The organism is Sphingobium sp. AS12 (genome assembly GCF_019097845.1).
GTDB lineage: Bacteria > Pseudomonadota > Alphaproteobacteria > Sphingomonadales > Sphingomonadaceae > Sphingobium.
This window is the reverse complement of the sequence record NZ_JAHRGM010000067.1, coordinates 85,805-110,118: the sequence shown is the minus strand read 5'-3', so window position 1 is coordinate 110,118 and position 24,314 is coordinate 85,805. Positions and strand designations below refer to the sequence as shown.

Below are 24,314 nucleotides of genomic sequence, written 5' to 3'. Positions count from 1 at the left end.
AGCGCCTGCATCAGTCATAAACTGTTGAGAAACATTCCATGGTTGTGCCCCAGAGAAAAGCATAGCGGATTGCTACCTTTGCTTCGTTTCAAGGGGACAGAGCGGCCAAGATGCTGCCATCCAGGGGAACAGATCATGCGTACTATTCATGCATTAACCGGGCTTTGCCTGGCGTCTTGCCTTGTGCCTTCTTCCCAAGCCTTCGCAGCTGCAAAACAGGATTTGGCGCTGAGCCAGCGTCATAAGTTCGACATTCATGTCCAGCCGCTCAGCAGCGCGCTGCGCCAGCTTTCGACCCAGTCGGGCGTGCGCATCCTGTTTCCTTATGATGAGGTGGCGGCGATCCGCAGCCGCCGGATTCAGGGCTGGCTTTCAACCCAGGATGCACTGGCACGGCTGCTGGCGGGTACTGACCTGAAGATGGAACAGGCCGGTGCCGGCGTCATCGCGCTTGCCGCTCCCGCCAACCGCAGCGTCGCGCGACGCAGCCCCCTTTCGCTCCAGTTCGCGCAGGCGAGCGTCGCGGGCAGCGTCGCCCCGGCCGCTCTCGCGCCCGCGCCCGAACCGATCGAGGATTCAACGCCGATCATCGTCACCGGCACGCGTGCGAGCAACCGCACTGTCGCCGAAAGCCTTGCGCCGATCGACGTATTGGGGGCCAAAGATCTGGAATCCAGCGGCAAGCAGTCGGTCCGTGACCTGCTCGGCACGCTGGTCCCATCGATCAACGTGTCGAACAACGGCGCGGGTGCCAGTTGGGCGGTCCGCACCCTGTCGTTGCGCGGCCTGGGTGGTGACCAGTTGCTGGTGCTGGTCAACGGCAAGCGGCGGCATAATTCGGCCACGCTGTTCATCAACGGATCGGTGCAGAACGGCCAGTCGCCGCCGGACCTGGACCTCATCCCCGGTAATGCGATCCAGCGGATCGAAGTGCTGCGCGACGGCGCGTCGGCGCAATATGGTTCGGACGCGATTGCAGGCGTGGTCAACATCATCCTGAAGAACGACACGGCCGGGGGGGCGGCGCTGACGCTGGGCAGCACGGCGGACAATGGCGGCGAACAAGGCCGTTGGCAGGTCGATAAGGGATTCGCGATCGGCCCGGATGGCGGCTATTTCCACCTTGCGGCCGATGGTGTGTTGCAGGCCGGAACGCTAGTCAAAGGTTCGGCAATCGCCGGTGCCTATTATCCCACAGGCGATCCGCGAAACAACGATCCTGACCTGGACCGGTATCGTGGCAAGGCCGGCCAGCCCGAAGTCATTGGCGGTAATGTCAGCTATGACGCCATGCTGCCGATTGGTGGCAGCGTGGAGGCCTACAGTTTCGGCACATATTCAAAGCGCCACGCCGCAGGCTGGCTGACCTATCGCACGCCAGCCGCGCTCAACAATATCATCGAAATCTATCCCGAAGGCTATATCCCGCGCATCCATGTCTATGATGAGGATTTCCAATATGCCCTCGGCGTGCGCGGGGAAATCGGCGGAGGCGTGCATTTCGACCTGAGTTCCACCTATTCGCAGAATGAGGTCAAATATAAGCAGACGACGTCGCTCAATCCTTCGATGGGCACGGCGAGTCCGACGAACTTCTATCTGGGCAAGATCCGGTTCGATGAATGGACCAACAATCTCGATTTCAGCAAGGAATTTGAGGTTGGCTTGGCCGGGCCGCTGTCTGTTGCGGTAGGCGCCGAGTATAAGAAAAACAAATTCATGATCGGTGCCGGTGATCCTGAATCCTATATCGACGGCAAATATGTATCGCCTCCGGGAGCCTGGCTCGCAGGCCGGCAACGTACCGGCGTCGGCGCGCAGGGCGTGACGGGTTTCGTTCCTGAAGGCACGGGAAGCTGGAGCCGGAGCAATTGGAGCGCCTATCTCAATCTGGAAGGCAAGATCGTCGAAGGGCTGGAATTTGGCTTGGCCGGTCGGCACGAGGATTACACCGATTTTGGCACCACGGACACCGGCAAGGCGTCGCTTCGCATCGAGCCGATGCGCGGCTTTGCCATCCGCGGCACGGCCAGCACCGGTTTCCGCGCACCGACCCTGCAACAGCAGCACTATGCGTCATCTTCCACCATCGGTGTAATCCAGAACGGCGTCAGCGTCCTGTTGCCGGTGCAGGCGTTGCCGGTCGAGGATGCGGCGGCCAAGGCATTAGGTGCCGTGCCGCTCAAGCCTGAAAAATCGGTCAACTTTTCTGCGGGCATCGTGCTGACACCCGCGCCGAACCTGAACATCACGGTCGATGCCTATCAGATCAAGATCAAGGACCGTATCCTGCTGAGCGAGACGCTGAGCGGTCCGGTCGTCATCAACGCGCTGGAAGCGGCGGGCATATACGGGATTGCCGGCGGGCTACTATTCTCCAACGCTGCCGACACACGAACACGCGGCCTCGACATCGTCGGCACCTATCGCGCGGGGCTGGGCGACATGGGCCTAGCGACGATCAGTCTTTCGGCAAATTTCAACAAGACCATCTTCACCCATATTGACCCTGTCCCCGGACCGATCGCCGCATCAGGCCTCTCCCTGATCGGCCGAACCAAGCAGGGCGATCTGACCGAAGGCACACCGCGCAATAAATTCATCGCCAACGTCCTTTGGGAAAAGGACGATTTCAATATGAATCTGCGCGCTACGCGCTTTGGCAAGATCGTCCAGCGCGCAAACGCCACGGCGTTCCACACCGCCGACTTCACACCCTGCGCGGTCAATGTCGTAAGCGATGTTTGCTTCCGCGACTTTGTGGATGAAAAATTGAAGCCAAAGGTCATCGTCGATCTGGAAATCGGCTATAAATTGACCAAGGGTGTCAAGCTTTCGATCGGTGCGAACAACTTGCTCAACACCTATCCCAACAAGCTGAAACCGGTAAGCCAGTTCGTCGGCTTTCTCTACAACACCTATGCCCCCTACGGCATAAGCGGTGGCTTCTACTATGGCCGCCTGAATCTGGAGTTCTGAGCATGACGAGCAGATCGGGCGTTAGCCGTCGCGAGGCGATCGCGGCGGGCGGGATCGGCTTGCTGGCGGCGGGCAGCGCCGGGGCAGTGGGCGATGCCCGCACCCCGGCAGCGGGCCAGGAGACGATGGTGAGCGTAGAGGACGCCACCAATGTCGCGCTCACTTTGTCGCCCGACGGCAGTTGGATCGCCTTCGATCTGCTCGGCATATTATGGACGATGCCAGTCGCGGGTGGGCCGCTCAAACGCTTGACCGGCGATTTTGACGATCTCGCCCAGCCCGACTGGTCGCCCGACGGCACGCGCATTGCGTTCCAATCCTATCGCAGCGGCAATTTCCACATATGGTCGGTCGCGGCCGATGGCGGCGACATGCGCCAGCATACCGACGGACTGCTGGACGATCGCGAACCGCGCTGGTCGCCCGACGGCAAGAGCATCGCCTTTTCCAGCGACCGGGCGGACGGACGCTATGCCATCTATCTGCTGGACATGGCGTCGGGCCGGGTGACGTCGCTGTCCAAAGGCATAACCAACGACAGCGAACCATGCTGGTCGCCCGATGGCCAGCGCGTCGCCTATGTCGCGGGCGGCACGAAACTGGTAGTAGCAGATGTTACGACCGGCGCGGTGACCGAAGTTGCCTCGGTGCCGCCCTCCCCCGACCGTTTCAACCCTTCAGCGATCATGGCCCCGGCCTTCGCCCCGGACGGGCGCATCGCCTATACCCGCGTCCAGCCGGGGTCCGTGACGCTGGTGGTGGATGGCAAGGATGTGATCGCGGGGGAGGATCTCTACCCCTTCCGCCCCGCTTTTACCGCCGACGGTGCGATCCTCTATGGCTCCGGCGGCAAGCTGCGCCGGTTGAGCGATGGCAAAGCGAGCGTCGTGCCATTCAAGACGCAAGTGCCGGTCACGACGCCTGGTTACAGCAAAAAGGCGCGAGACTTCACCTCCACGACGCCCAAGCCGGTGGTCGGCATCGCCGCGCCCATGCTTTCGCCCGATGGCAAGCAGATCGTCTTTGCCGCGCTCAATGATTTGTATTTAATGCCCGTCGGCGGCGCGCCCCGCATCATCGCGGGCGACGCATTCCACAAATGCGATCCGGCCTGGTCGCCCGATGGCCGCACCATCGCCTATAGTTGCGACCGGGGCGGCACGCTCGACCTGTGGCTGCATGACGTCAGCACCGGCAAGGAACGGCAACTGACCAACATCCCCGACAAGGCGGTCGCCTGGGGCAGCTGGTCGCAGGACGGGACGCTGATCGCCTTTCTAGATCAGGAAGGCGCGCTCCATACGGTAGAGGTCGCGACCGGCACCGTGCGCAAGCGCTTCGATGCGATCTGGGAGCCGGGGCGGCCCAGCTTCGGCCTGGATGGCAAGACCATCGCCTATGCCGCGTTCAAGCCGGTGACGGGCCGCTATCGCGAGGGATCGAGCCAGATCTTGTCGGTCGATCTGGCGACCGGCAAAGGCACCTATCGCCCGGTGTTCGATGGCAAGTCGCTCGGCACGCGCGGCCATGACGGCCCGGTCTGGTCGCCCGATGGCAAGGCAATGGCCCTTGTGTTCGCCAGCACGCTCTGGGTCGCCCCGGTCGCGCCGGACGGCAGCTTCACCGCCGCACCGCGCCAGGTCAGCACGGACCTCGCCGATGCGCCGAGTTGGAGCGGCGATTCCCGATCGCTCCTGTATCTGAGCGGCGGCAAATTGCGGCTGGTGCCGGTTGCCGGTGGCAAGCCGCAGACCGTGCCATGCCGCCTGACATGGGCCAATGCCAAGCCTTCGGGTCGCACCGTCATAAGGGCTGGCAAGGTCTGGGACGCCCTGTCCCCGACCTACAAGAGCGGCGTGGACGTGGTGATTGACGGCAACGTCATCACCGCGGTCACGCCGCACAATGGCGGCGCGCCGTCCGACGCCAATGCACGCTTCATCGACGCGCCGGGCCTGACGCTGATGCCGGGCCTCATCGACATGCACACCCACCGGCAAATGGCGGGCTATGGCTATGGCGACCGGATGGGGCGGCTGTGGCTGGCAATGGGTATCACCGCGACCCGCTCGCCCGGTTGCCCGGCCTATCATATGGTCGAGGACCGTGAGGCGATCCAGAGCGGCAAGCGCATCGCCGCGCGCCATTACGCCACTGGCGAGGCGATCGACGGCGGGCGCATCTTCTATAATTTCATGCGCTCGGTGACCGAGCCGGGGCAGATGGCGCTGGAGCTGGAACGGGCGCGGCTGCTCGATTATGACATGGTCAAAACCTATGTCCGCCTGCGCCATGACACGCAAAAGGAGGTAGTCGACGTCTCCCACCGCATGGGGATGCATCTGTCGTCCCATTATCATTATCCCGCGCTCCACAGCGGCATGGATTGCATGGAACATACCGGCGCGACCAACCGCTACGGCTATTCGCGCACGATCACGGCGCTGGGTGGCGGCTATCATGACGTCAATGACCTGTTCTCTGCCGCCAAGGCCGGGCGCACCCCGACCCTGTTCGCGGCCACCGCGCTGCTGGGGCTGGACGACAGCTTCACCCGCGACCCCCGGATCACCACCCTCTATCCCTCGTGGGAATTCGCCAAGCTGACCGGGCGGGTCAAGGCCATGTCGGGCGAAGGCGGCCCGATCATGCTGGCGTCACTGGAGCGGCAGGTAGCGCAGATCAAACAGATGCTGGCGGCAGGATGGCACCCCCTGTCCGGCACCGACGCCCCGATCGACTTGACCGCGATCAGCCTGCACCTCAACCTGCGCGGCATGGTGAAATATGGCGTGTCCCCGCTCGACGCCCTGATGATGACGACGCGCTGGTCGGGCGAATTTCTGAACGAACCCATCGGCCGGATCGCGCGCGGGATGCTGGCAGACCTGATTTTGGTAGAGGGCGATCCGTTACAGGACGTCAGCGCGGTCGCTAATGTGCGGCAGGTGTTGGCGAACGGCGTGGTCCATACGCCGGATGCGCTGATGGCCCCGTTCGTGGGCACCAGGCCGCAAGCGGATGTGACGCCCGTGTTACCAATGCTGGCCGACGCCCACCAGCATATCTGGTGGCATGATGCGGACTATGTGGAAGCCAGCCGGGCGGCCTGTTGCGCCGGTCATGCAGTGGCGCATGTGTGATTGGACAGAGAGCAGTTTTTTGATGCGGATTTCGACTAAGCCTACCTACACAGCCTTGCGCCAGGTCGAAACGAGCGGTCGCCAGTTCTTATCGCGCGTGCAGCTGGAGTATCTGCAAAGCCGAACCGGCTTGACATTGTTACCACACAAGCGAGGACCAAAGTCCAAGGGGAATTTAGGGGGTGTCGCACATGTCACGGCAATTCTCTGTCACCGAATTCCCACTTTTATAGACAGCTAAAATTAAGCTGTGGGAAAGTGCTGCTTAGCGGATTTGTGCCTTTTTATCAGATATCTCTGAAGGACGGGCAGACTGAGAAGCGGGGGTAATTGCCTTTTTAGGAGTGACCATAAGGCTTGCACCAATCACTATCGCAAAATAAATAAAAGCACCTAAAGCGAAAGATTTAACAACGGCATTTTTTGCTCCATCAAATCCTTCCCAATAATAAATAGACTTAACATAATAATTTTCACCATTTCCGCTAAAATTTGAAAGATGCAATATCGACCCCATGCTCGCAAATGTGATTTTTACTTCGGACTTCGACGGGAAATAGCCGATTTGCACTTCAATTCCGCCATCCAAATCAGATATTAATATGTCTGATTTCGCAACTTTTGAACTATATTTATTAATTGAAAATGGACGGATATCGACATCGCTATGCATCTTAAAGTTTTTTATTCCTTTAAGACCCTTGTTTTCGACGATCAACTCAAACGCGCTGATTGATTTTGCTGAATATTTATCAATACCTTCTCCATAAGATATTTTATTTTCTTTTATGCCGACATCAAACGAAATTTTCGTTACTTTAAAAGTAATGAGGCTTTTGTAAGACCATACAGCATAAGAAAGAATTGCAGCCAGAACAATTGGTATTGCTGCGTTAATAACGGTGTTCAAGCTCACCCCCACAACTTGTAACGATATTAACACCTTAGCTAATTAATCTTGGTAGTCAAAGCGGCACATAGAACCTTGCTCTAAACGCCTCACTGGGCCATCCCAATTGCTGAGTTTTCTTATAGGAAATCATGCATTTCAGTGAGTTGAAATTACAGAGACAGGTGCGAAAATCGGTAAATTGGACTATGGCGACAGCGCGTTCGATCGAGCAGCGCGTAGCCAAGCGCGCGCCCCACGCCTGTCCTACACGCCCCATCCCTGCTATCTCCTCCCTCGGCTCCTTCCCATCGTCCGCCCCATTTGCCCGACGGCGCACCCGCGCCCGTCGCCTGCAAACTTTGCTCGAAATCTCCATATGCGACATGGGCTAAGTTTGCGAAGTTCCGCGCCATCCCCGTTCGCGCCTCTGCGCGAAACAAAATATCGCAACCTCGCATCAAAATGTCGCATTTACCGGGAAATATGCGAAGTTAAGCGCCCCGCTACCCGCGCGACACCGTTTGCCGATCAACGCCACCCCTTCTCCCGCGCCACCGCCTCCCCCGCCGCATCCACCGGCTCCCCCTCAATCAGCGCATCCACCGTCGCCATGACCCGCGCGTCGCTGGAGGACGCCTGCCGATAGGCACGCCCCTGCCCCGCACCCGGCAACGCCTGCTGCACCTGCCAGCCATCGCCCTCGCGGCAGGCAACGCCTGCGACCGAGCCGTCAAAGCTACGACACCAGCCGCCACCCTTGCGCTGGAAGGTCAGGCCGATACGGATCGCGCTGTCGCCCTGCGCCGACGCCAACTGGGTGTCGAGCGCCTGCGCCAACGCGCCCTGCGCGACCATGACGCCATCATGCAGGCCGATCTGGCTGCCCTCCCCGCCGGTCAAACGGCCAAGGCTGAGGCCCAGAACAAGGCTCGCGGCAATCGCCCCGCCCGTCACCCAACCGCGCCAGCGCTGCGCCGGGCGCGCCAGCGGCACGACCCTGACGCTCTCCTCCACCAGCACGCGCATCGCCCCCGGCACAGGCTCCTGCGCGATCGGCACATAATGGCCCGCCAGCCGCTCCCGCAAGCGGCGGTGCATCGCCAGTCGCTCCGCCAGCGCCGGATCATCCGCCACGGCGCGATCGACGCGGCGGCGGGTCACTTCGTCCAATTCGCCATCGACCAGCGCGATCAGCATGGCTTCGTCAATGTCGGTCATGCTGCTTCCCCCATCAGTTCAATGAGCGCCCCGCGCCCGCGCACCAGCCGCGATGTCAGCGTTCCCATCGGCACCCCCAGCACGGCGGCGGCTTCCTTGTAGGACAGCCCCTCCACCAGCACGAGTGCGATCGCCTCACGCTGTTCGTCGGGCAGCGCCTGCATCGCCCGGTCGACGTCGGTCAGATGGACATGCGCCTCTATGTCCCGGTCGCCTGCATGGCCGACATGCTCGCCCGCTTCTGCCGGGGCAAAGGTTTTGGCGGCCCGCTGACGCGCGCGGGCTTCGTCGATCCACAGGTTGCGCATGATCCTATATATCCAGCTGTCGAGGCGGGTGCCGGGCTGCCACTGGTCGCGCGCCTTGAGCGCCCGCTCCAGCGCGGCTTGGCACAGATCGTCGCCATCGGCACGATCACGCGACAGGCTGGCGGCAAAGCGCCGCAGCCTGGGCAGGATCGCCAGCAGATCATGCTCGAACGACATCGGGCCTCCAATCACATGTTCCGGGGATGAAACGGGCCTGCCCGGTCGTTTCATCCCACAGCCCAAGAAAAAACGGAAATATTTGTGCGATGGATCATTATGCACCCGAAAGGACCGATGAGAGCGACATGAGACTGACCCGCCCATGGATGATCGTGGGGCTGATCCTGATCGCGCCGGGCGCGCAGGCGCAATTGCTGGGCGGTCCGGTAGGCCAGGTCGTGCCGGAGGTGCTGGACCGGGTCGGTGGCGTTATTGAAGGCAGCGGGCTGGAGCGCCTGTCTCCGGCACGGCTGGCCGATAGGTTGATCGCGGCGCGGGCGGCGCGGATCGGCGATCTGCTCCGGCGGCACGGGGATGCGGTCGAGTTGGACGACCGGCGTGAGCCGGCACGGCGCGGGGTGATATTGTTGACCGGTGCGGATGCAGCCAGTCTGGATGCGCTGAAGGCTGCGGGATTTGGCGTAGAGAGCGAGGCGGTGGAGGGGCTGGACCTCAGCATCGCGCGGCTGCAAGTGCCAAAGGGTCGCAGTCTGGCGCGGGCGCTGAAAGATGTGCGCCGCATCGCCCCGAAGGCCCAGGCGAGCGCCGATAATCTTTATTTCCCCGGTGGGTCAGCCAGCGGCGCGGCAGCGGGCGGACTGGCAAGCAGCGGCACGGTGGGACGCGGCGCGGCGGGGCTGATCGACGGCGGCGTCGCGCGGCATCCGGCGCTGACCGGGGCGATCGAACAGCGCGGCTTTGCGCGTGGCGCGCCAAGGGCCAGCGCCCATGGCACGGCGGTCGCCTCACTGATCAGCGGCACCGGCAGTGTGCGCGGCGCAGCACCGGGCGCGGCTTTGCTGGTCGCTGACGTCTATGGCGACGATCCGGCGGGCGGCGGCACTTTTGCGATCGTGCGCGCTCTGGGATGGATGGCGGCGCGCGGGGTGCCAGTCGTCACGGTCAGTCTGGTCGGGCCGGACAATCCGCTGCTGGCAGGCGCGATCCGGCTGGCACGTGACAAGGGCGTCACGGTGGTAGCCGCGGTCGGCAATGACGGCCCCGCCGCGCCCCCCGCATACCCCGCCTCCTATGCCGGGGTGATCGCGGTCACAGGGATTGACGGGCGCGGGCGACTATTGCCCGAAGCCGGGCGCGCCGCCCATGTCGATTTTGCTGCGCCCGGAGCAGATATGAACGCGGCGCGAAGCGATGGCGGCAAAGGCGCGGTGCGCGGCACCAGCTTTGCCGCGCCACTCGTCGCTGGGCGATTGCTGGCGCGCGGCAGCCTGACCGCGCTGCGGGCCGAAGCGGAGGCACCAAAGGGCAAGGCGCGCGGCTTCGGTCAAGGCATCATTTGCGCCACATGCAGAAATAATGACTGACTTTTAGTCAGTTACGCATTTTTTCCGCCTGCGCGGGATGAAATGCCTGTCTCCTCCCGTTGTCCCTGCATCGCATCGACAATCAACAAGGAGATGAGCGATGAAGAGCAAGTTCATGATCGTGGCGGCCTGTATCGCAACGCTGACCGCAGTTCCCGCTTCGGCCCAGTTGCTGGGCGGCAGCGGCGGCGGCGGTGGCCTGCTGGGTGGATCGGTCGGCGGCCTTGGCGGCGCGGTGGGCGGATCGGGCAGCGGTGGCCTTGGCCTCGACCGCAGCATTGACCTCGACAATGGCCGGGTCGGCGCCAGCGGATCGGGCAATGGCCGCGCGGATGGCAATGCCAGCGGTTCGCTGACTCGCCGGGACAGGAGCCGCAGCGGCAGCGCTTCGGGTTCGGCCAGCGGATCGGCGGGCGGCAATCTGGCGGTCGATACGCTCGGCGCCAGCGACGCCCGCAATGCCGTTGGCAATGTGCGTGACCGGGCCGATAGCGGCGTCGGCGCAGTACGGGATCGGGCAAGCGGTGCCGTCAGTGCAACGAAGGACCGGGCTGGACAGGCCGTTGGCGCGGTTCGGGATCGGGCTGGATCGACCGTTGGCGGCGCCACTGGCGCTGTGGATGGCGCAGCATCGGTCGACGCCAGCGGCCAGGTTTCTGGGGGTGGACAAGGTGCCGGTTCGACCGGTGCCGCTCCCGAAAGTCAGGCGGAAGATTGACCCCGCAGGGGAAAGGGGGCGGCGGCCAAGTTCCAAGCCGCCGCATCCCGCCCCGCCGCCTGACCGGGCCGACGATCGAGACCCGATCGTCGGCCTTCTTTTTGCGTCAGTCGAGGACGAGCAAGCGCCGGATCGCCCCGGTCAGGTCATTACGCGATTGCTGCGCGACCCGCGCAGTCGCCATCATGTCGAAGCCGTGGATCGCGCCGGGATAGACATGGGTTTCGACCGGCACCCCCGCCCCGGCCAACCGCCGGGCATAGTCCATATCTTCGTCCACAAACAGGTCGAGCGCGCCCACCGAAATATAGGTGGGCGGCAAGCCAGCCAGATCATCGGCCAGCGCGGGCGAGAACCAGCCCTTCCGCGCGTCATCGCAGCGATAGTCGCCGCGCAGCGCGCTCCAGCCATATTGGTTGGCGTGTGGCGTCCAGACGAATTCGCCTGCCGTTGGTGATCGCCAGCAGCACTCTGGCCCACCAGTGCGATGGTCGAGCATGGGATAGATGAGAATCTGTCCCGCCAGCGTAACCTCCCCCCGGTCCCGCGCCATCTGCGCCAGCGCCGCCGCCAGCCCACCGCCAGCGCTTTCGCCCATCACCACGATCCGCTGCGGATCGATCCCCAGCGTCTCTGCCTGTGCCACCAGCCAGTCGAGCGCGGCATAACAGTCCTCCTGCGGTCCGGGAAATGGCGTTTCAGGGGCCAGCCGATAGTCGACCGAAGCCGCAACGAAACCCATAGTCTCGGCCATCGGACCGATCGAGCGGCTGGCCATCTCCGCCGTGCCCAATATCATGCCGCCGCCGTGGATATGCAGAATGGCGGGACGGCCCGGCCGGGCCGGATCAGCGTTGAACAGATGGAGCGGAACATCGGGCGCGCCATCGCGACCGGGGATCAGGCGGATGTCGGGCACGGCCACCGGACCCGGATAGTCGATCGGTGAGGCCATGCCAGCGCGGATCGCGTGAAGCACATCGTCACTCAGTTGCAGTTGGGGCAGCATATCCAGAACCGGGGCGATTTCCGGGTCGATCAGATGGCGGGTCGTCATGGTCTCTCCTGTGGAATTATATCCTTGTCGGACATTTCCCTATGCCAGCCCCCGCCCCGCCACAACGGAAAAGGCCGACGATCCTGACGGATCATCGGCCTTTCCACCCCCATGGTAAGCGTGTGTCGCGCGAAGCGTCAGGCGACCTTGGCCTGTTCTTCCAGCGCCTCTTCCGGGTCGCGCAGCACATAACCGCGGCCCCATACGGTCTCGATATAATTATCGCCGCTGCATGCCAGTGCCAGTTTCTTGCGCAGCTTGCAGATGAACACGTCGATAATCTTGAGTTCCGGCTCGTCCATCCCGCCATAGAGATGGTTGAGGAACATTTCCTTGGTAAGCGTCGTACCCTTGCGGAGCGACAGCAGCTCCAGCATGGCATATTCCTTGCCGGTCAGATGAACGCGGTTGCCGTCCACTTCCACCGTCTTGGCGTCCAGATTGACCGCCAGCTTGCCGGTGCGGATGACCGATTGCGAATGGCCTTTCGACCGGCGCACCACGGCATGGATACGGGCGATCAGCTCTTCGCGATGGAAGGGCTTGGTCACATAATCATCGGCACCGAAGCCGAAGGAGCGGACCTTGCTGTCCATCTCGGCTATGCCCGACAGGATCAGCACCGGGGTCTGCACCTTGGCAGCGCGGAGCTTTTTCAGCACGTCGTAACCGTGCATGTCAGGCAGGTTGAGATCCAGGCAGATGATGTCGTAATCATACAGCTTGCCGAGATCGAGACCTTCCTCGCCCAGGTCGGTCGTATAGACATTGAAACCTTCGGTCGTGAGCATCAGCTCAATCGCCTTGGCGGTGGTCGGTTCATCCTCAATCAGCAGCACGCGCATGTGAAGCCCCTTTATGTCGCAGGTCCGTTCACCCCACCAGAACGGCGTCCGCATCAATTCATTAACCAAAAAACTTCTGAAGGACAAAGGTTAATTTTTCGCTAACCCGCAGAAATCCACGAGTCGCCCAAAAACGAATCTGTTTACAAAGAGTTGAGGCCGAAACGATTCCTTGCGAGTCAAGAAAGATTCACCTGCGAAACGAGCGTCAACAGCCGTGATGCCTGGTGATGAAATCCAGCAGCGCATCGACGCGGGCGGGGCGTAGCCGCGATGGCGGCGTGACGAGATGGAGGCCAAAAGGCGGCGCGCGCCACTCGATCAGCAACTCCTCCAGTTCGCCATTTGCCAGCGCTTCGCCGACGATAAAATCGGGCAGTCGGGCAATGCCGACCCCCGCGCGCAACGCAGGAAGCATCGCGTCGCCGCTATTGACCGTCAGGCGCGATCGGACCTGCACCACCACATTCTGCTGCCCCGGCCCTGTAAAGCGCCACACGTCGGGCGTCGTGACGTTGGAATAGCAGAAACAGTCATGGCCGCTCAGATCCGATGGATGCACCGGCCTTCCCCGCGCCGCCAGATAGGCGGGCGAAGCGACGACATGAATATGCACATCGGCCAGGCGGCGGGCGCGGAGCGAACTGTCGGGCATGTCGGCAATGCGGATGGTCGCGTCCAGCCCCATTTCAATGAGGTCGATATGCGCGTCGGACAGATGCAGATCGACATCGACCAGCGGATGGTCCTGCGTGAAGCGGGCGATCAGCGGGGCGATGCGTTGCAGGCCAAAGCTCATCGGCGCACCCAGCCGGACGACGCCGGACAGATCGGCGGTTTCTTCCCGCGCCGCCTCCTCCGCCGCCTGTCCCTCAGCCAGGATACGATGGGCATGATCGGCCAGCCTTTTGCCGCTTTCGGTCAGCGCCAGACGGCGGCTGGTGCGGTTGAACAGGCTGGTGTCGAGATGCTCCTCCAGCCGGGTCACAGCCTTGGATACGGTCGCCTTCGACACGCTCAGCGCCTTGGCAGCGTCGGTGAAGCTGCGATGTTCGACCACGGCGGCAAACATCGCCCAGGCCTCAAAATCAGGTAGTCGCATGGGGAAACAATCCGTTTCAATGCTGCGTGTTTCGGAAACGATCCTGATGACTAGATTAGCGGAAAGCAAGCCGGATTATCCGGTCGATATTTCGAAAGGCAAGGATATGAACACGCACACCGCAAACCGTATCGAGCGCCGCCCCTTCGCGTCGCTGGGCCATGCCGATCATGGCTGGCTGAACGCACGGCACCATTTTTCGTTCGCCGACTATCATGACGAGGACCGCATGAACTGGGGCGCGATCCGGGTGTGGAATGATGATGAGATCGGCCCGCGTTCGGGCTTCCCGCCCCACCCCCATGCCGACATGGAAATCATCACCTATGTCCGCACCGGCGCGATTACACACAAGGACAGCCTAGGCAATCAGGGCCGCACCGAGGCAGGCGATGTTCAGGTGATGTCGGCTGGCACAGGCATCCGGCACGCGGAATATAATCTGGAGGATGAGACCACCACCTTGTTCCAGATCTGGGTCATCCCGCGGGCACGCGGCGGCAGCCCAAGCTGGGGCGCCAAGCCGTTTCCGCGCGGTGAGCGTTCGGGCAAGCTGGTTGTGCTGGCCAGCGGCTATGACGAGGATGCAGAAGCCCTGCGTATCCGCGCCGATGCCCGCCTGCTGGGTGGCACGATCCGGGCGGGCGACAGCGTGACCTATGACAGCGCCGACGGTCGCCACGTCTATCTAGTGCCTGCCACGGGACGGATCAGCATCGACGGTGAAACGTTCGAGGCCCGCGATGGCGCAGCCATCATCGGCGGCGGCCCCATCACCATCACCGCGATCGAGGACGCCGAAGTCGTCCTGGTCGACAGCATCTAGGCTTTCCGGCCCGTCCTTCCCCCCCGGACGGGCCGGCCGCCGCCCGCGCACTCTCCCCCCCCTCCCCTTGCGCGGGCGGCACCCTCTTTCCACCCTATAAGGAGACGCATCATGGCTAAGGTTCTGGTTCTCTATTATTCCTCCTACGGTCATATCGAAACGATGGCCAAGGCCGTCGCCGAAGGCGCAACTGCGGCTGGCGCACAGGTCGATATCAAGCGCGTACCCGAAACCGCGCCTCTCGAAGTCGCGAAGAACGCCCATTTCAAGCTGGATCAGGACGCGCCTGTCGCGACCGTCGCGGAACTGGCGGACTATGACGCCATCGTCATCGGCACCGGCACCCGGTTTGGCCGTATGTCCAGCCAGATGGCCGCCTTCCTCGATCAAGCCGGTGGGCTGTGGGCGCGTGGCGCATTGAACGGCAAGGTCGGCGGCGCCTTCACCTCGACCGCCAGCCAGCATGGCGGGCAGGAAACCACGCTCTTCTCGATCATCACCAACCTGCTGCATTTCGGCATGACCATCGTGGGTCTGGACTATGGTTTTCAGGGCCAGATGGGCGTGGACAAGGTGCGCGGCGGATCGCCCTATGGCGCGACGACGTTGGCCGACGGCGATGGCAGCCGCCAGCCGTCGGAAGAGGAACTGGACGGCGCCCGCTATCAGGGCCGCCGCATCGCCGAAACCGCGATTAAGCTGCACGGCTGACGGTTATCGGCTGACCACATCGTCTTGAGATTGCAGCTGCCGAGCCTCCGGGTCGTACCAAAGGTTAAGGCAAGCGGCAGGAGGCTGGCGCGCCGGGACTGTGTGCCAGCCTCCTTTTTTACGTGGCTACTTCCCCGCTGCTAGCAGGAAGTCGGCACTCTTCTGCAACATATCGGCGCGCGCATCGCTATCGTTCAGGCTATGCGCAAGCCCGTCATAAATGACCAACTGGCTGCGCTTACCTGCGCCCTCCAATTTGCCCTGCATGATCTTCGCTTGGCTGATGTCGACATTATTGTCGTCCGTGCCATGGAACATCAGGACCGGTGCGCGAAACTCGGCGGCGTGATTAGAGGGCGAGGCATCGTCGGCCCCCTGCCCGGTCCCCATGCGCTGCTGCTCGATCAAGTAATTACTATAATATTGCGAACGGCGCATTCGATCGTCGAAATCCGTGACCGGCGCGATGGCGACGACGGCCTTGAATAGCGCGGGATCTACAGCCTGCGCCTGTAGCGCGGCATAGCCGCCATAGGACCAGCCTGCGATGGTCAGCTTCGAGGGATCAGCGATGCCCTGCCCCACCAGCCAGCGCCCAGCCTCGACAACGTCGCCGATCGCCGTCCGCCAGGACCGATAGCCGCTTTGCATCAGCCATTGCTCGCCAAAACCGAAAGACCCACGAAACTGCGGCTGGATGACGGCGAAGCCACGGGCGGCATAATATTGCACCATCCAGTCGAAACCCCATTCATCGCGGGATTCGGGACCACCATGGGGCATGACGATCGCGGGCAGCCCCTTCGCTGTCTCCTTCCCCTGCGGCAGGGTGAGGTAAGCGGGAATCATCGTCCCATCGCTCCCCTTATATTTGATCGACTGCATCGCAACGAGCGTCCGACCAGCCAGTTCGGGACGGTCCGGCATGACCGGCGATAACTTTCGCGTGGTGCGATCAAACAAATAATATTGCCCCGGATCCAGATCGCTGCCAGCCCAGACCAATATCCGCTGACCGTCCGCGCTCATGTCGCCGATATGTACGGCTTTGCCACCAAGCGCCTTACTCAGCGACCCCGCCAGCGCCTTTATCTTTTCGTCGAAATAGAATACCTCGCCCTGCTCCTCGACATATCGAACGCCCACGACCCGACGGTCGCGGCCGACCGTCACCAGATTGCTGACGTCCACGCGCGGATGAGCGAAAACGATCTTTCTTTCCAGTCCAGGGTCCAGCGCCAGGCTGACGACTGCCAGTCGTCCGTCAACCCGCTCGTAGCCATAGATGATATTCTTGTCGGCATCGATCGCAGCGGGCAAAAATCCGCTCTGATCTCGCATGTCATAACTACTGAGCTTGCTCCAATTCGTTTTCCCTAACGGGCGATAAAGATAACGAAAAGTACCCTTGGCATAACCCGAACCCTTATTTTCTTGAAAACCGATAACGCGTACTTCACCACGTCCATCGGATATATAGCCTGTCGCCATAGCTTCATATTGCTCGACCCGCTTGCTCTTGCCCGTGCGCGTATCAACGCGCTCGACACCAAGGCCACCTGAACTGGGCCTTGTCATCAACACTACGCCATTCTCGTTGGGCAACAGGTCAATGATTTCACCGCCATATAGCGTAGCGTGCAGTCGGTTCAGCGGAACGATATTGCCGCCGACAGCATCAACCGCAAAGATATTGCTGAAACCGAAAACATCGTCTCCGGCCCGCTTTTCGCCGCCGATATTGCAGGCTAGCCGGTCGTTGGACACCCAATCGCAGCTATCGAGATATTCCGGCTTGCCGCTGGCACCGGCAATCACTTTCGGATCGGCGCCTTCCTGGGCATTAAGCACATATGTTCGCGTCGTTCGCTGCGCGCCCGCGGTAACCAGCGCAATTTTCTGGCCGTCGGGCGAGAGGCTGGCGGAAATCACCGTCTCGCGAGCGCCAAAGGCCTTGGCAAGGTCATCAGGCTGAGTCTGGGCGAGCGCCCCTTGCGCGGTTCCAGCCGCCAATAGCGCCGTTATCATTGCCTTATCGAAACGGATCATGTCCCGCCTTACCCCCAAATTCTTCCTGTCGGATCAGGGGCTAAGCGAAGCCGTAGAATGGCGCAATCCCCTTGCTTGCCCTTGCCCTCGCACAATGGCATCACGGGACATCACAATCGTATAACAATGATCTTTTTTGAGGGATATGCCCTGATGCGAACGTCTTTGCTGGCCCTTGCGGCCACCCTGGCCCTGCCACTTACCGCCTGCACCAGCGACGGTGCCGATACGCCGCCCGCCTCGGCATCCGCCACGGCTCCGGCTGCGGTCGAACCGTCGATCGACACGATGAAGCGGCTGGTGAAGGAATTGTCGTCGGACGCCTATGAAGGGCGCGCGCCCGGATCGGCGGGCGAGGAAAAGACGCTGGCGCTGCTCGCCGCCGAGTTCGGCAAGCTCGGCCTGAAACCCGGCAACAAGGGCAGCTGGTTTCAGGATGTGCCACTGGTCGAGATCAACGCGAAGAATGTGTCACCGCTCAGCTTCACCGGCGGCAAGAGCGCGGTCAGCGCGACCTATGGCCCGGAAATGGTCGTCGGCACCTATCGCACCACCCAGCCGAAAATCGCGGTCAAGGACAGCCCGGTGGTGTTCGTCGGCTATGGCATCAACGCGCCTGAAAAGGGGTGGAACGACTATGCCGGGGTCGATGTGAAGGGCAAGACGGTCATCATCCTGGTCAATGATCCCGATTATGAGACGCCGGGGCTGACCGGGCCGTTCAATGGCCGGGCGATGACCTATTATGGCCGCTGGACCTATAAATATGAGGAAGCAGCGCGGCAGGGCGCGGCTGCCGCGATCATCGTGCATGACACGGTGCCCGCCGCCTATGGCTGGAATGTGGTGCAGTCGAGCTGGACCGGGGCGCAGCATGTCGCCGACAGTGCGGACGGCAATGCAGGCCTTTCCGCCGCGATCGGCTGGATTCAGAAAGACAAGGCGGCAGCGCTGTTCGCCAGCGCCGGGCTGGACCTGAGCGCGCAAATGGCGGCGGCGAAAAAGCCGGGATTCAAGGCGGTGCCGCTGGGCGCGGTCAAGGCGTCGGTGTCGTTCGACAATGACCTGCGCAAACATATGTCCAAGAATGTCGTGGCGCTGCTGCCCGGCAAGACGCGGCCCGATGAGTATGTCCTCTACAGCGCCCATTGGGACCATCTGGGCCGCTGCCAGGCCGCGCCCGATGGCGACGACATCTGCAACGGTGCGGTCGACAATGCAACCGGCACTGCGGCGCTGGTGGCGTTAGCGCAAGCCAATGTGAAGGCCGGACCGACCGACCGCAGCCAGGTGTTTCTGGCAGTGACCGCGGAGGAATCGGGGCTGCTGGGATCAGCCTATTATGGCAGCAATCCGGTGTTCCCGTTCAGCCAGACTGTGGGCGGCGTGAATATGGATGCGCTCTCGGTCGCGGGCCTTGCCAAGAATGTCGTGGTGATCGGCAAGGGCAAGTCGCAGCTCGACGCCTATCTCGACCGGGCGCTGGGCGCACAGGGGCGCGTCGCGACTTTGGAGCCGACCCCGGAGAAGGGCTATTATTACCGCTCCGACCATTTCAGCTTCGCCAAGCACGGCCTGCCGATGCTCTATTTCGAGGGCGGCGAAGATCTGGTGACCGGCGGTACGGCAGCAGGCATGGCCGCGGCGGAGGATTATACCAAGAACCGCTATCACGGACCCAAGGATGAATATGATCCCAATTGGGATTGGACCGGGGTGCTGGCCGACCTGAAGCTTTACTATAGCGTGGGCCGCGATCTGGCGACCGGCAGCGACTGGCCCAATTGGGTGGAAGGCGACGAATTCCGCGGGATTCGCGACAAGGACCGGGCTGGGAAGTAAAGGTTGTCAGGTGCTCCCGCGCAGGCGGGAGCACGTCGCTCATTTGGCAGGGCAGTTCACTCCCCCATCGGCGCGTAGGACCAGGCCTGCTTTTCGCTACCGTCGATCTTTGAGATTTCGGCCTTGAGCAGTTTGCCGTCGCGCCAGTAGCGGATGCGCTGGGGATAATCATGGGTGGCGTCCGCAAACACGATCTCGGTCGCGCTCTGCGATTCGATGGCGAAGCGGGCGGCACGCGCGCCCTTGGGTGATGCGTAAAAGGCGATGCTGCCGTCTGGGTCGATCTGGATGCGGGTCTGTTCCCAAAATTCCAGCGTCTCCCCTTTCCCCGTGCGCGCCGCGCCCAGCAATATGCCGCCGCGCGGACCGGACCAAAATTCCTCCGACCAGCTTTCCCCGTTGCGTTCGACCCATGCCCCCGCAATCCAGTCGGGCAGTTTGTCCGCCCGCGCCGCCACGGGCGTCATCGCCAGCATGAGGCTCATGATTAGTGCGCGCATGATCCGCTCTCCCCCTGTCCAGACTGGACGCGCCACGCTATGGAGCGCCCCGACCCATAATATCACGCCCCACAATATCACGCATTGCCGCGACTGCCGAGTGAGGACAGACAGATGACTTTCCGTATGCCTGCCGAATGGGCGCCGCATGACTGGACCTGGATCGGCTTTCCGACCAACCCCGCCGAATGGCCCGGCGCGTTCGAGGAAGCGCGGGCGCAGATCGCCGCCTTTGCCAGCGCGCTTCACGCGGGGGGCAAGGGCGAAGAGGTGCGGCTCGTTGTCGCCAATGCAGCGGATGCAGAAGCGGCGCGGGCATTGGTTGCGCCCGGCGTCACGATCGTCGAACAGAGATTGGGCGACGTCTGGCTGCGCGACACCGCGCCGATCGCGGTGCTGGACGGCAGTGCGCGGGCGCTGGTCGATTTCGGCTTCAACGGCTGGGGCGGCAAATATCAGATGCCGGGTGACGAGGATATCGGCGCACGGCTGGCGACGACCACGGGCCTGCCGACATCGACGCAACATTGGATATTCGAGGGCGGCGCGGTCGACACCGACGGCACCGGCCTGTTCGTCACGACCGAGCAATGCCTGCTCAACCCCAACCGCAATCCCGACCTCGACCGGGGCAAGATCGAGACTTTGCTGGCGGGGGGCCTTGGCCTCTCCGACATGCTCTGGCTGGGCGACGGGTTGCTGAACGATCATACCGACGGCCATGTCGACAATCTGGCCCGCTTCGTGGGCGAAGGGCTGCTGGCGCTTCCGATCGCCACGACCGATGACGACCCCAACGCTGCGATCTACGCCGATGCGCGAGCGCGGGCGATAGCCCATGGCGTCGAGGTGGTCGATATCCCGTCGCCGGGGCTGGTGATCGCGGATGGAGAAGCGATCCCCGCAAGCTACATGAATTTCTATATCGGCAACGCCGCCGTCATTGTGCCTGTCTATGGCCAGCCTAATGATCAGGCCGCACTCGATACGCTTGCCCCTTTCTTTCCGGGGCGGGATATTGTCGGCCTGCGCAGCGATGCCATATTGTCGGGCGGCGGCAGCTTCCACTGTTGCAGCCAGCAAATGCCCACAATAGGTGAGCAATGAGACTGAAAGTCTGCCTCCCTCTTATCGCAATCCTGAGCTGCTTCTCCTCCGGTGCAATTCCCCAAAGTGGTCGGGTCTCCACCGAAGATTATCCGAAGCGAGCCTTAAAAGAGGAACGCGAAGAGGGTGTGCATTTCAAAGTCGCCATAGGCGCTGATGGCGTAGCGAAGAATTGCACCGTCACACAGAGTTCTGGTTCACAAGATTTAGACGATACGGCCTGCAAGATAATAATGAAGCGCGCTCGTTTTAAACCAGCCCGAAACGCAAAAGGTGAGCCGATGGAAGATGTCTACGAAAGCCGCCTTGTCTGGAGAATTCCGCAATGACGAAAGTAACCGTTGCCGCGCTCCAACTCGCTTTCACCGACGACATGAGCGAGAATATCGCCCGCGTCGCTACCCATGTGGCCAAGGCCGCCGCGCGCGGGGCGAAGATCATCCTGCCGCCCGAACTGTTCGAAGGCCCCTATTTCTGCCGGGTCGAGGATGAGGCTTTGTTCGCGCGGGCGCAGCCGGTGGACGAGCATCCCGCCGTGCAGGAAATGCGCAAGCTGGCCAAGGATCTGGGCGTCTATATCCCGACCAGCTTTTTCGAGCGCGACGGGCAGCATCATTATAATTCGCTCGCGATGATCGACGATCAGGGCGAGATTATGGGCGTCTATCGCAAGAGCCATATTCCCGACGGACCGGGTTATGAGGAGAAATATTATTTCCGCCCCGGCAATACGGGCTTCAAGGTGTGGCCGACCCGATATGGCACGATCGGCGTCGGCATCTGCTGGGACCAATGGTATCCCGAATGTGCGCGGGTAATGGCTCTGATGGGCGCGGAAATGCTGTTCTACCCGACCGCGATCGGCTCCGAACCCTATGATGCGGACCTCGATACCAGCCGCATGTGGCGGCGGGCGATGATCGGCCATGCCGTGTCCAACTGTATGCCAGTGATCGCCGCCAACCGCATCGGTGAGGAGGATGGCCAGTCCTTCTACGGCCACAGCTTCATCAGCGACCAGTGGGGCGATTTCGCCGCCGAAGCCGACGCCAAGGATCTGGGCGCGCTGGTGGCGACGCTCGATCTGGCGGCGGCGCGTACCCACCGCGCGGGCATGGGCTTCTTTCGCGACCGGCGCCCCGACCTTTACGGGCGGATCGCGCAGGATATCTGAACGAGACTGACGGCGATTTTAGGCTGAAGCACCAACATCCGTTCGTTTCGAGCGAAGTCGAGAAACTGTAACGCAGCGCCAGCGTTTCTCGACTTCGCTCGAAACGAACGGACGCGGGGCAATATGCCTCCAACTACAGCAGAATGCGCTTTGCCGGAGGACAGGCACCGATGACCCGCCACAGCAGATATGGCACGATCAGCGCAATCGCCAGCAACCACATTTTGCCCATATAGGGCGAGAGATAGTGGATGAACGCCACATGCAGATACATGATGACCAGCGACGCACGGCCCAGCGACGCCAGCGGTGCGAAACACGCGACCCGACGGGCGATCGCAACGATCAGCAGCGAGGTCGCTATCGCCGACCCGATCGACAATAGCGGCCAGCCATAATCGGCGACCTTCATGTTGAGCGTTGGAAACCACCCTGCCAAGCCCGCCAACGACAGCAGCGCCAGCGGCACGATCATGACATTGCGCCAGCCGACTCGCGCCCACGCCGCACCGATCCAGAGCAACACGAACGCCATCGGCACGGCAAGCAACCCCAGCGGCGACGCCTGCATCATCCAGCCCAGCGCATAAGCCGCCCCCGTCACCGGAACCAGCAACAGCGGCCAGCGTCGGTCGAACGGATCGGGCCATCGGCATAGCGCGATGTTGAACAGGATGCGCGCGACCATCAGGCAGGGGACGAACCAGAAAATCGTATAAGGCCCGCGCAGCCAGAAACCGCCGAGCAGGATAGGCAGCAGATCGCCCGGCCATTGGTGAAAGATCGGCCGCCCGCCCTTCAGCGGTTCGATCATCTGGTCCGCGACGATCAACAGCGTCAGGAAAATCGCATAGGGTCGCATCTGGCTGGTCAGCTGGCGCAGGGTGAAACGCCCCACCGGCTGCGGTCGCGACAGCATCCCCGACAATATGAAAAACAGCGGCATGTGAAAGCTGTAGAGCGCATCGCGCAGCGGCCCGCGCGTCCACACATGGCCGACAACGACGGCAAGGATGCCGATACCGCGCGCGACATCGACCCAATCGAGCCGGTCGCCCGCTTCCTTATCGATCGCCCCCCTATGATCCATCGCCTCCACGCCCTATAGGACAGGACGCGCGCGTCAATGCGCCCCAGCCCTGTTTCCTGATCGGACCCCTATCCCTTGGCCCTGCTTACCGACCATGTCCTCTTCATCGATGGCGAGGCCATCATTCTCGACAAGCCAGCCGGCCTGCCGGTCGATGCCCCGCGCGACGGCTCGATCGCGCTCGAAAATCACCTGCAATCGCTGACCTTCGGCTTCGCGCGCTGGCCGCTGCCGGTCCACCGGCTGGACCGCGACACGAGCGGCTGCCTGCTGCTCGCCCGCAATCCCAAGGCGCACAAGCGCTTCGCCGGTGCGTTCGAGGCAGGAACGGTCGCCAAGCGCTATGTCGCGGTCGTTGACGGCCTGCCAGCCGAAGAAAGCGGCACGATCGAACTGTCCCTCTCCAAGATCAGCAGCGCGAGCGAAGGCTGGCGCATGATCCCGGCCAAGGCGGGCAAGGTCGCCGTCACCCATTGGCGCAAGGTCGCGGAGAAGGACGGGCGCGCATTGATCGCCTTCACGCCCCAGACCGGGCGCACCCACCAGATTCGCGTCCATGCGCTGCATGGCCTCGGCTTCGGCATCGTCGGCGATCCTGTCTATGGCGAAGGGGGCGTACCGATGCTGCTGCACAGCCGTTTCCTCAGCATCGCGCGCGGCGACAAGCCAGCCGCCGAGGCGACCGCTCCCCTGCCCGCTACCTTTGCCAACGCCGGATTCGGGCAAGCGCTGCTGGACGAAGCCGGGCTTTGACCGGCGCGGTCGAGCGAATACAGTCGCGCCATGGTCGCCATCGCCATCACCCGCTCGATCACCATTGATAGCGACGAGATTGTCGAAACCTATACCCGCGCGTCGGGTCCGGGCGGCCAGCATGTCAACACGACCGACAGCGCCGTGCTGCTGCGCTTCGACGTCGCCAACTCGCCCGGTCTGCCTGACGCGGTGAAAAACAGGCTGGCAGACCTTGCCGGATCGCGGATGACGCGCGAGGGCATACTGATCCTGCGCAGCGAAGGCGCACGGTCGCAACTGCTCAACCGGCAGGATGTCCGCGACCGCCTGATAGCCCTGATCCGCGAAGCCACCATCGTCCCCAAAAAACGCCGCCCGACCAAACCCACCAAAGCCTCGCAAAAACGCCGGGTAGAGGGCAAGGTGAAGCGCGCGACCGTCAAGCAGGGGCGCGGCAAGGTGCGGGTGGAGTAG

The 24,314-nt window shown here is 62.3% G+C and carries 21 protein-coding genes; 12 read left to right on the top strand and 9 right to left on the bottom strand.

Going from position 1 to position 24,314, the window contains the following annotated elements:
• Nucleotides 1-135 precede the first annotated feature (135 nt).
• Both KRZ98_RS20325 and KRZ98_RS20320 read left to right on the top strand, forming a co-directional pair.
• Entirely contained in the window at nt 136-2,979 is a 2,844-nt protein-coding gene (locus tag KRZ98_RS20325) for a TonB-dependent receptor (protein ID WP_217675062.1), read from the top strand.
• Between the two features lie 2 nt (nt 2,980-2,981).
• The gene (locus KRZ98_RS20320) at nt 2,982-6,122 is read left to right on the top strand and encodes an amidohydrolase family protein (RefSeq protein WP_217675061.1); all 3,141 of its coding nucleotides are present in this window, start codon (nt 2,982-2,984) and stop codon (nt 6,120-6,122) included.
• Nucleotides 6,123-6,387: 265 nt separating this feature from the next.
• Here the strand turns inward: KRZ98_RS20320 and KRZ98_RS20315 are convergent, their stop codons facing one another.
• The 3 genes from KRZ98_RS20315 to KRZ98_RS20305 form a co-directional block, all read right to left on the bottom strand.
• Complete coding sequence (locus KRZ98_RS20315) at nt 6,388-7,032, bottom strand: hypothetical protein (protein WP_217675060.1); 645 nt, start codon at nt 7,030-7,032, stop codon at nt 6,388-6,390.
• Between the two features lie 510 nt (nt 7,033-7,542).
• The gene (locus KRZ98_RS20310) at nt 7,543-8,232 is read right to left on the bottom strand and encodes an anti-sigma factor (protein WP_217675059.1); all 690 of its coding nucleotides are present in this window, start codon (nt 8,230-8,232) and stop codon (nt 7,543-7,545) included.
• Nucleotides 8,229-8,717, bottom strand: coding sequence for an RNA polymerase sigma factor (locus KRZ98_RS20305; RefSeq protein WP_217675058.1), 489 nt, complete (start codon nt 8,715-8,717; stop codon nt 8,229-8,231). The genes KRZ98_RS20310 and KRZ98_RS20305 overlap by 4 nt, the downstream gene beginning before the upstream one ends.
• An 89-nt stretch (nt 8,718-8,806) precedes the next feature.
• Here KRZ98_RS20305 and KRZ98_RS20300 point away from each other — a divergent pair, with 89 nt between their 5' ends.
• Both KRZ98_RS20300 and KRZ98_RS20295 read left to right on the top strand, forming a co-directional pair.
• Complete coding sequence (locus KRZ98_RS20300; protein ID WP_217675057.1) at nt 8,807-10,084, top strand: S8 family serine peptidase; 1,278 nt, start codon at nt 8,807-8,809, stop codon at nt 10,082-10,084.
• Nucleotides 10,085-10,184: 100 nt separating this feature from the next.
• A complete protein-coding gene (locus KRZ98_RS20295; protein ID WP_217675056.1) occupies nt 10,185-10,802 on the top strand; it encodes a hypothetical protein in 618 nt (205 codons plus the stop codon).
• 106 nt (nt 10,803-10,908) lie between these two features.
• Here the strand turns inward: KRZ98_RS20295 and KRZ98_RS20290 are convergent, their stop codons facing one another.
• From KRZ98_RS20290 to KRZ98_RS20280, 3 genes are all read right to left on the bottom strand, one after another.
• The gene (locus tag KRZ98_RS20290; RefSeq protein ID WP_217675055.1) at nt 10,909-11,859 is read right to left on the bottom strand and encodes an alpha/beta hydrolase; all 951 of its coding nucleotides are present in this window, start codon (nt 11,857-11,859) and stop codon (nt 10,909-10,911) included.
• A gap of 137 nt (nt 11,860-11,996) precedes the next feature.
• The gene (gene ctrA, locus KRZ98_RS20285) at nt 11,997-12,704 is read right to left on the bottom strand and encodes a response regulator transcription factor CtrA (RefSeq protein WP_037488316.1); all 708 of its coding nucleotides are present in this window, start codon (nt 12,702-12,704) and stop codon (nt 11,997-11,999) included.
• A gap of 208 nt (nt 12,705-12,912) precedes the next feature.
• Nucleotides 12,913-13,806, bottom strand: coding sequence for a LysR family transcriptional regulator (locus KRZ98_RS20280; RefSeq protein ID WP_217675054.1), 894 nt, complete (start codon nt 13,804-13,806; stop codon nt 12,913-12,915).
• A 106-nt stretch (nt 13,807-13,912) separates the two neighbouring features.
• On the opposite strand from KRZ98_RS20280, the gene KRZ98_RS20275 reads away from it, so the two are divergent.
• Complete coding sequence (locus KRZ98_RS20275; protein ID WP_217675183.1) at nt 13,913-14,632, top strand: pirin family protein; 720 nt, start codon at nt 13,913-13,915, stop codon at nt 14,630-14,632.
• A gap of 111 nt (nt 14,633-14,743) precedes the next feature.
• On the top strand, nt 14,744-15,343 hold the full coding sequence (gene wrbA, locus KRZ98_RS20270) for an NAD(P)H:quinone oxidoreductase (RefSeq protein WP_217675053.1): 600 nt from the start codon (nt 14,744-14,746) through the stop codon (nt 15,341-15,343).
• Nucleotides 15,344-15,469: 126 nt separating this feature from the next.
• Here the strand turns inward: wrbA and KRZ98_RS20265 are convergent, their stop codons facing one another.
• Nucleotides 15,470-17,392, bottom strand: coding sequence for a S9 family peptidase (locus KRZ98_RS20265; RefSeq protein ID WP_254798731.1), 1,923 nt, complete (start codon nt 17,390-17,392; stop codon nt 15,470-15,472).
• A gap of 153 nt (nt 17,393-17,545) precedes the next feature.
• Between KRZ98_RS20265 and KRZ98_RS20260 the strand changes: the two genes are divergently transcribed.
• Nucleotides 17,546-19,234 carry a M28 family peptidase gene (locus KRZ98_RS20260; RefSeq protein WP_217675052.1) on the top strand — a complete coding sequence of 563 codons (1,689 nt, stop codon included), beginning with the start codon at nt 17,546-17,548 and terminating at the stop codon, nt 19,232-19,234.
• Nucleotides 19,235-19,290: 56 nt separating this feature from the next.
• Here KRZ98_RS20260 and KRZ98_RS20255 read toward each other — a convergent pair whose 3' ends face one another.
• Nucleotides 19,291-19,734: a DUF6265 family protein gene (locus KRZ98_RS20255; protein WP_217675051.1), complete on the bottom strand. Its 444-nt coding sequence runs from the start codon at nt 19,732-19,734 to the stop codon at nt 19,291-19,293.
• Nucleotides 19,735-19,848: 114 nt separating this feature from the next.
• On the opposite strand from KRZ98_RS20255, the gene KRZ98_RS20250 reads away from it, so the two are divergent.
• The 3 genes from KRZ98_RS20250 to aguB are packed head-to-tail and all read left to right on the top strand — an operon-like array spanning nt 19,849 to nt 22,015.
• The gene (locus KRZ98_RS20250) at nt 19,849-20,841 is read left to right on the top strand and encodes an agmatine deiminase family protein (protein ID WP_217675050.1); all 993 of its coding nucleotides are present in this window, start codon (nt 19,849-19,851) and stop codon (nt 20,839-20,841) included.
• A complete protein-coding gene (locus tag KRZ98_RS20245; protein ID WP_217675049.1) occupies nt 20,838-21,170 on the top strand; it encodes an energy transducer TonB in 333 nt (110 codons plus the stop codon). Before KRZ98_RS20250 ends, KRZ98_RS20245 begins: the two co-directional genes overlap by 4 nt.
• Complete coding sequence (aguB, locus tag KRZ98_RS20240) at nt 21,167-22,015, top strand: N-carbamoylputrescine amidase (RefSeq protein ID WP_217675048.1); 849 nt, start codon at nt 21,167-21,169, stop codon at nt 22,013-22,015. Before KRZ98_RS20245 ends, aguB begins: the two co-directional genes overlap by 4 nt.
• A gap of 133 nt (nt 22,016-22,148) precedes the next feature.
• Here the strand turns inward: aguB and KRZ98_RS20235 are convergent, their stop codons facing one another.
• A complete protein-coding gene (locus KRZ98_RS20235; RefSeq protein ID WP_217675047.1) occupies nt 22,149-23,105 on the bottom strand; it encodes an acyltransferase family protein in 957 nt (318 codons plus the stop codon).
• Between the two features lie 75 nt (nt 23,106-23,180).
• On the opposite strand from KRZ98_RS20235, the gene KRZ98_RS20230 reads away from it, so the two are divergent.
• Nucleotides 23,181-23,858: an RluA family pseudouridine synthase gene (locus KRZ98_RS20230; RefSeq protein ID WP_217675046.1), complete on the top strand. Its 678-nt coding sequence runs from the start codon at nt 23,181-23,183 to the stop codon at nt 23,856-23,858.
• A gap of 30 nt (nt 23,859-23,888) precedes the next feature.
• On the top strand, nt 23,889-24,314 hold the full coding sequence (gene arfB / locus KRZ98_RS20225) for an alternative ribosome rescue aminoacyl-tRNA hydrolase ArfB (protein ID WP_217675045.1): 426 nt from the start codon (nt 23,889-23,891) through the stop codon (nt 24,312-24,314).